Genomic DNA, 7728 nt, shown 5'->3' with positions numbered 1-7728 from the left:
ATAACTCTTTAGAATCAATATCTGGCAGCACAGTAACATCTACTTCACCGTATTTGCCATCTTTATATTCACGAATCCAACGACTTACCATGTTCGGATTCAGTTCGTATCGACGTGCTACTAACGAATTATTGTCTGTCTCAGTGGCTTCTTTTACGACTTGTAATTTAAAATCTTTTGAGTGTTTTGTTCGTTTCATTATGTCAGCCTCCTTGGTACATTAAGTAGTATAATATTTATTACTCTTACTGTCCAAGTTCATTTAGGGGCTATAGAGAATCCATTTTTTTTAATTAACCTTATGCGCGTAATCCATTCCTTTACCAAACGCTTTGGTGCAACGCGCAGATAAGCTTCTTGAATAAGTGCTGTCAGTTCACCCCAGTCTTCATCACGTGGGTTTAGAATAGATACCCATCCGTGTCGACCAATATAAGGGGTTTTGAAAAACTGTTCTTTCTGCAGCAACCATTCTTGTGTTTCCGGATTCGACTTGAATGATAGTCCAGTTCTTTCACTTAATCTAACAAAGGATTTGCCATGGACTTGAAAGGTAGTGTGTCCAAATCCATCGATATGCTCCAAGGCTTCAGGAAGTGCAAGACAAATATCCCGCACATGTTCAAGGATCATTTCCTTTTGTGTTTCCATATTCTCATTCACCTCGTCTCCCTTAATCAGAACTATTTCATTGAATAAATTCTTCAATCCGATCCAGCCATTCATTAATAAGCGTATAAAATAAATGTGATTGCTCAATTTGCAAGTTGTGGCCAGCTCGATCCAAAACAGCAAATGTTGCTCTTGGATAGTTGTCTAAAAGTTCAAATGCGTCTTTATATCCAACCACAGAATCCTGTTTTCCTAGCAGGAACACACTTGGTTTATGAAATACGACATCATCCACACTATAAGAAAAACCGTAATTCCTTTGGATTTTTTCTAAAAAAGCTACATCAGCAATTTTACAACCGGATAATACTTCATCTCTGTATCTTTTCCAATTGTATTCATCTAGGATTACTTGATTTGCTTTGAAAATATCTACCTCTTCGTTGGTCAGTGTAGATAAAAATTCATGATCCGAATAAACAATCGTTTGTTTTGGAAGTGTTCGATTTTCTGTCTTAGGAATAATTACAGGGCAAATAAATGCAGTTCCTAAAACCTGTTCTTTTTTTCTTTTAATGATTCCTCGCGTTAAATAGCCGCCATAGGATTCGCCAGCAATCATGAAAGCTTGGTTTGGAATTAACGTTTCAATAAAATTGATTACTGCATCCAATATGTCATTAGAGCTATGAATATGTCCATAATCCTCAGTTTGACCCATTCCTGGAAGGTCTATGTATATTCGTCTATATCCATCTCTCTTTTTAAAAATAGGTTCCATACAACCACTCATTAGTCTGTGGTCAGGAGTAAATCCATGAATCATGATAATTGGTATTCCTTTTCCGATTTCCTCATAGTAAAAAGTAGCTGTATCCGTTTGTAAATACGGCATTTTACATATCACCTCTAACTAGAATGTACGTTCGTATTAAATATAACAAATTTTCAAAATAATATCCATTGAAAATTATGATAAATACTCATGTATCTTTAGAAGGAGTACTTCAACATGTGTAGAAGTAATATTCTGATTGAACTTTTATCTAATTATTTTTTTTCATAATTAAGATTCCAAAAAAACGAACTTCATATAAATATAGATAACTAACTACCGTAGTATAACAGTGAGATAGGGAGGAAGACAAAAATGACAAACTCATGGAAACGGCCAAAGTTAACGATTGCAAAGACAAAAGGGGAATGGGTCTGGGATATTATTGGTTATTTATTTTACTTCGGCTCGATTGTCTTTTTAATCGTTGTTTGGAATAAGCTTCCGTCAGAAGTTCCAGCGCATTATAATGCGGTAGGTGAGGTTGATCGGTGGGGGTCCAAAATGGAACTTCTCATATTGCCGTTTGTTGGAGCTTTCATTTTAATTTTTATGCAAGTACTTGAAAAATTTCCAGAGGTCCATAATTATCCAAGCAGGATGAATGAGTCGAACGCAGAGCAATTTTATTTGCATAGCCGGAAGCTCTTAAATCAAATCAAAAATATTTGTTTGATTCTCTTTTCTTTGATCCTTGTTGAGTCCATTTTCGTAGCAAATGATTGGGCAAGCGGTTTTGGGATATGGTTTCTGCCGATAACAATTGTGGGAACGGGGATTCCGATTGTAGTAGGGATTATAAAGCAAAGGAAGATTGGATAGGGAGGTTGGGAAGTTTATTACATGGAATATTTTGTTGATGGAAATTTTCTATATTATATCCGATATACTTAATAGCAATAGATAAAACTAAAAGTGAAAGAAGGATAATCAATGAAAAGGAATGTACTAATAAAAGTGATCGTCATGATGATGCTATTACTTTCGTTTGCTTCAAGCAATACGGTAAATGCAGAAAGTAATACTTCATTAAGTGATGGTACCTATACAGTAGGAGAGGACATTTCTGCAGGATTAGCTAAATTTAGTATTCAGAAAGGTACAGCAACAATCCATATTAGCAGGGGTACGTTAGATCTAGTTTATGAGACTCTTAGTGATCAGTTATTCAATTCTAATCAATTTACAGCTAGCTTGAAAGACGGGGATAAGATAGAGGTCACCCTTGATGAAGCTACCAATTTAATGGTGCAGTAACTCTCAAAATTAGATTTGGAAAACTTATCAGCGGGTTATTATGAGGTGGGTAACGATATTCCGGCGGGAACGTACACGTTACAAATTGATCGCCCAGAGGATGACTATGCGTATATCACTATTTATGATAATCAAGATAACGAAAAAGATTCCTTTAGTTTATATAACGACGATGATCCCATTGAATATACAGCTTCTGCAGGAGAGAAAATCTATATATCATCGTTAATGGGGACGATGAGCTTTAAAGAGAAAATTCTTGTTCCGCAAAGTATCACGTTAAGTAAATCAAGTTTATCCCTAAAGGTAAACCAAACGGCACGGTTGACAGCTATTGTAAAACCATCTACTGCAATTAATAAAAATGTTAGCTGGACGAGCAGTAATCCGGAAATTGCTACAGTAGATGCAAAAGGTAATGTAAAAGCACTTAAAGCTGGAAGCACAACAATTACAGCCACGGCAAATGGGGATTCCTCTATAACAAAAAGCATAAAAGTTACTGTAACGAATATTGTCCCGACTAGTTTAAAGTTAAGTAAATCGATACTAAATATTACAAACAACCAATCTATTAAAGTTATTGCAACAGTCGCGCCAACGAATGCAGTAAATAAAACAGTTTTATGGAAAAGCTCAAATACGAAAGTAGCAACGGTAGATTCGACAGGGAAGATTAAAGGATTGGCAAACGGATCCGCTACCATTACAGCAACGGCCAAAGAAAATCCTAAGGTTTTTAAAACTGTGGCTGTAAAAGTTACTACGAAAACAGTAAAAGTAAATAAAACAAGTTTGTCTATAACAGCGGGAAAGACAGGGAAATTGACAGCAACGGTATCACCATCCGATAGTACAGATAAGACAGTAAAGTGGAAATCTACTAATACAAAAATTGCAACAGTGGATAGTAAAGGAAAAGTAACGGGCAAAGCAAAGGGAAAGACGACGATTACGGCAACAGTTAAAGGTGCTAAAACGGTAAAAGTTAAAGTGACAGTTACGCCTCCGATTATGGCAAAATCGGTGAAGATTAACAAGAAATCAGTCACGTTAAGTAAAGGCAAAACACTAACCTTATCTGCAACGGTAAGCCCAAGTAACACAACGAATAAAACAGTGAAATGGAAATCTTCCAATACAAAAGTCGCAAAAGTTGATAAAAAAGGAAAAGTAACCGCTGTAGGTGCTGGGACGGCTAAGATTACTGCTACAACAACAAATGGTAAAACTTATAGCACAACGATTCATGTTCCTTATGTTAAGAGTTTGAGTGCGGGTAAATGGAAAGCAGGAAAGGATCTACCAGCAGGCCGTTATAAAATTACGACGAAATCTGGTACTGGCAATTTAGTAATTGGAATGGGTACTGAACGTTTTGTAAATGAGGTTCTAACGAATGATGATGATGATTTTGGTGTAACTGTTGTTACAACAGATATAAAATCAGGAGATCAAATTGAAATTTCGGGATTAAATAGCGTTCAATTTACTCGTGTTTCACATGTGAAATCAAATACACTGCATGCTGGATACTGGACCGTTGGAAAAGATATAAATGCAGGGAAATATAAAATAACAACATCAAGTGGGATAGGAAACTTAATAATAAACAGAGGAAACAATTTACTTGTAAATGAAATTCTTTCTAGTACACATGATGACTATACAGTTACAAGTGTAACGACAACACTTAAATCAGGAGACCGTATTAATATTTCAAATTTAAATAAGGTGATCTTTAAGAAAAGGTAGGTATTAAAGGGTGATGTTTCTCATGTAAGAGAAGGATCATCCTTTTTTTATCTTAAACGTTATAACGTATTGAATTCAGCTTCTTAAATAAAACTATCTATTTTATTGTTAATTATTTAAATCTTTAATTAGCTTTTTTAAATTTGGTGAAAAGGGGGAAAAAGAATGACAATTACAACAAAAAAATTCTCATTTACCATTAATGCAAAGTGTGTTTAAGCAATGTCTACCGCCATCGTATTTTAGAACACATTTAAAGCGAAAATACGCCAACTCAGTCTATGTCACGATACCTTTGACAGATGCATAAGGGGCTCTTTCGTAAGGAAAGGTTGCCCCTTGTAAAAATAATCATAATTATTTTAATTATGGTAAAATAAAAACAGGAATTTATTAGCAGGTTATATGTATCTGGTAGGGAGTGTAATTTTATATGAACTTGCTTCGTAAAAGTTTACTATTTGGTATATTGATATTTATTGTTTTTGTTATATGGAGTTATGTGGAAAATAATGTGTTTAATTTGGCTGATAACACTTTACGAGCTTTGATTTTTGCTTTTGTGTATGCCCTATTTACAGGATTATTTGAAAAAAAGACAATAAAGGAAAGTCGATCACCTAATTAGGTTATATAACAATATTTTCTATCAGTTTCATTAGTGGAAATTGATTTTTCGAATATTAAGTTATCCCATCGGATATTTATTAACTATTGTACAGAAGTCGGATATGGAACTAGAAATCGAGGCTGGTCGAGTAAAGGCGTAGAATTTACTAAAAAGGGGAATGCTCAAAAAATTGTATCTACTTTTATTCACCATAATTTATTGTGTAGTAACACAGGTTTTGAATATAGGCTATATACCTGCTATGGGAGTTTATTTAATAGGTTTAATCTTTATCAAGGGAATTTTTAGTGGAGAATTAAAAGATGTCTTTAACTTTAAAAGGACTAAATATTTGTACGAAAAAAACGGATTTAAAGCCTCCTTAATGGAGCTATTGTCTTTAATGTTAATTTTTATTAATTCAATTTTAATAGATTATGAACCTCTATCTCCTTTTGAATTTGTTTATTTGTTATTTCTTATTGTACTTGTATACCGCTTTCTATTTTGGGGTATAACACAGGCAATCGGGAAAAAATTTAGCTCTAAGGTGTAATTCAGATGAGTCCTGAAATGGTTAATATCATACTGGACTTTTACCATAAATCGTTAAACTTTGATGAATGTGTATTTAACAGGTTTTTATAAGATATTACGGTCGAATTCTACCATGGATATTGGCAACATAGCTCGTTTAATGGGATAACTGATTCTTTTTGTCAGGAATTTATGAGTCATTTTTTTTCAGGATATCAAACAGAAAATATACTACATAGAGATACCGTAAAACAAATTCCTATTTTCCTTTTATGTAGAAGCGGGACAGGAATCATTTAGAAGATTGGCAAAAGAATACGTTGCACGACGTAGAGGACAAAATTAAGAATGGAGAGCTGTATGCTGGGAGTCGTGAATTTTCAATTTATCTTAAGTGACTGAAACTTTCAATTTATAAAATCAGTCTCCATAAAATGAGGTGGAAATAAATTGAACAAAATAGTCCTGCAGTTTGGTTTGGCCCTTGTTGTATTTTTATTTTCAGCGGGAATAGCTTTTTATGAAGGAAGTGGAATTGTCGATGATGTATTTGAGTGGGATTATTCCACACCGTTTACCCACTTGTTCCATGGAGAAATAATTGAACCGACGGACATATCCACATTGGATTACTTTGTGTACGCAGCGAAGTATCGACCAACCTATCCACTTCTTATGGCAATAAGTGTATTGTATTTAATAACTCTTATTGTATATCGATGGATTGGCAATAGCAGAAAAGAATTTTCTTATTTTATTGGTATACTAGGTGTGCTTTTGTTAGTTGGTTGTGCGGTTACGAATTATCCATCAACTGTTGGCGGACAGACGATGTTTGCTGTTTTATTAGCAATTGGTATTCTTTATATGGGAATATCAATCGTACTTTATTTTAATAATTGGTTGGTTGGAAAACGATGTTAGTATGATAGTAACGGGTTCCGATAAGGGAGAGAAACAGTTAAATTAGAATATCAATTAGCAGACTAATTCGCATAGCGATTTGGTCTGCATTTGTATTGTTATATCAATGTTTAAAGTGAATTAACAATGAGATAACTATGATATTAACACCTGTATTTTTGCTTAGACAATGGCTGTTGTCCAGTGTGAAATTCGTGTGCTAAAATTGGTGCTAAAGAATATGTTAAATGGTAGTAGAAAAACAATTTACTTTAAAAGATATTCTTACCTAAGATAGTTCGCTGGATATTGGCGAACTAATTTTATTTAAATTCAAATGGAAAATTTACGTTAAAATTATTATATAATTATGAAAAATTGCTTTTTTAAATTTACTAAGAAATTGTTACAAAAAAATTAAAGGGAGTGAATGTAATAAAGAAAAAAGTTGGATGGACAATTGCAATAATGGTACTTTTAATAGGAGTTGGCATTGGATACTATTTCACTGCATTGTCACTTTATGAGCCGTCAGAAGATTTATACGGTTTCCCAATTCCTAAAAAAGCTGAATTAGTTCAAGAAAGTAACAAATCAAAAAGTTATGATTGGTCAAGGGCTTCTGAAGAAAATGGAATACCATTTGATTACAAAATTGCTCTTAAAGCAAATGGTTGGAAAAAAGGTGAAAGAGAAGGGACTTCCGTTTTATACACAAAAGGAAATCACACAATTGATTTGCTTTCTTCTACCAAATGGTTAGACATTATCAAAGTAAAGTAGATAGAAGTAACAAGCCCTCTTTGACAATTAGGGGCTTTATTTGAATGAAGATAGTTAATTCTACATCCAAAAACGCTCAGAGTAAATTCTGAGCGTTTTTGTTTGCTATTTATGTGGTTAATTTCTCGTTAAACTCTATGCTAATAAGCATATAATTTATATTGTTATTAGCAATTATCTCTTCCAAAACGGAACCCGTTAGTATGATAGCATCGTTTTTTTGCTTGTAAAATTGCACTTTACTACAGTGAAATTATCAAGATGAAAAGTTAAGTACATGGGACTCATTCGAGAAGGAAATAAGTCAAAATCACACGCCATATGCACGGAAAGGGCTTATTCGAGAAGGAGAGCAGCGCAAAACGCCCCTCAAGTGCACGAAAAAGCCGTATTCGGGAAGGAGAGCAGCGCAAAATGAGTCAAGTCCATATTATTG

8 protein-coding genes are annotated in these 7728 nt (G+C 33.9%); 5 read left to right on the top strand and 3 right to left on the bottom strand.

The window, feature by feature from the left end:
• The 3 genes from B5V89_RS18680 to B5V89_RS18670 form a co-directional block, all read right to left on the bottom strand.
• Positions 1–199 (bottom strand): transposase (locus tag B5V89_RS18680; protein WP_142406544.1); only part of this gene is annotated, 199 nt, incomplete at its 3' end.
• A 59-nt stretch (positions 200–258) separates the two neighbouring features.
• The gene (locus B5V89_RS18675; protein ID WP_108073453.1) at positions 259–651 is read right to left on the bottom strand and encodes an MmcQ/YjbR family DNA-binding protein; all 393 of its coding nucleotides are present in this window, start codon (positions 649–651) and stop codon (positions 259–261) included.
• Positions 652–688: 37 nt separating this feature from the next.
• Positions 689–1507, bottom strand: coding sequence for an alpha/beta fold hydrolase (locus B5V89_RS18670; protein WP_108073451.1), 819 nt, complete (start codon positions 1505–1507; stop codon positions 689–691).
• 255 nt (positions 1508–1762) lie between these two features.
• Here B5V89_RS18670 and B5V89_RS18665 point away from each other — a divergent pair, with 255 nt between their 5' ends.
• The 5 genes from B5V89_RS18665 to B5V89_RS18635 all read left to right on the top strand — a co-directional run bounded on the left by B5V89_RS18665 (position 1763) and on the right by B5V89_RS18635 (position 7292).
• Complete coding sequence (locus B5V89_RS18665; protein WP_108073449.1) at positions 1763–2269, top strand: DUF1648 domain-containing protein; 507 nt, start codon at positions 1763–1765, stop codon at positions 2267–2269.
• Between the two features lie 111 nt (positions 2270–2380).
• A complete protein-coding gene (locus tag B5V89_RS18660; RefSeq protein WP_108073447.1) occupies positions 2381–2704 on the top strand; it encodes a hypothetical protein in 324 nt (107 codons plus the stop codon).
• Between the two features lie 45 nt (positions 2705–2749).
• Positions 2750–4459: an Ig-like domain-containing protein gene (locus B5V89_RS18655; protein ID WP_108073445.1), complete on the top strand. Its 1710-nt coding sequence runs from the start codon at positions 2750–2752 to the stop codon at positions 4457–4459.
• Between the two features lie 1597 nt (positions 4460–6056).
• Positions 6057–6530 (top strand): YjdJ family protein, encoded by a 474-nt coding sequence (locus B5V89_RS18640; RefSeq protein WP_108073439.1) that lies wholly within the window; start codon positions 6057–6059, stop codon positions 6528–6530.
• A gap of 447 nt (positions 6531–6977) precedes the next feature.
• Positions 6978–7292, top strand: a complete 315-nt coding sequence (locus B5V89_RS18635) for a hypothetical protein (protein WP_244913540.1) — start codon at positions 6978–6980, stop codon at positions 7290–7292.
• Positions 7293–7728 lie beyond the last annotated feature (436 nt).

The sequence above is a fragment of the Heyndrickxia sporothermodurans genome (assembly GCF_003055045.1).
GTDB classification, from domain to species: domain Bacteria; phylum Bacillota; class Bacilli; order Bacillales; family Bacillaceae_C; genus Heyndrickxia; species Heyndrickxia sporothermodurans.
The sequence above is the reverse complement of the archived record's forward strand: the minus strand, read 5'-3'. Positions and strand labels throughout refer to the sequence as shown.

Excerpts from the sequence above, each read along its gene's own strand:
- B5V89_RS18660 (WP_108073447.1), top strand. The coding sequence starts at position 2,381 with ATGAAAAGGAATGTACTAATAAAAGTGATCGTCATGATGATGCTATTA.
- B5V89_RS18635 (WP_244913540.1), top strand. The coding sequence starts at position 6,978 with ATGGTACTTTTAATAGGAGTTGGCATTGGATACTATTTCACTGCATTG.
- B5V89_RS18665 (WP_108073449.1), top strand. The coding sequence starts at position 1,763 with ATGACAAACTCATGGAAACGGCCAAAGTTAACGATTGCAAAGACAAAA.
- B5V89_RS18675 (WP_108073453.1), bottom strand. The coding sequence starts at position 651 with ATGGAAACACAAAAGGAAATGATCCTTGAACATGTGCGGGATATTTGT.
- B5V89_RS18670 (WP_108073451.1), bottom strand. The coding sequence starts at position 1,507 with ATGCCGTATTTACAAACGGATACAGCTACTTTTTACTATGAGGAAATC.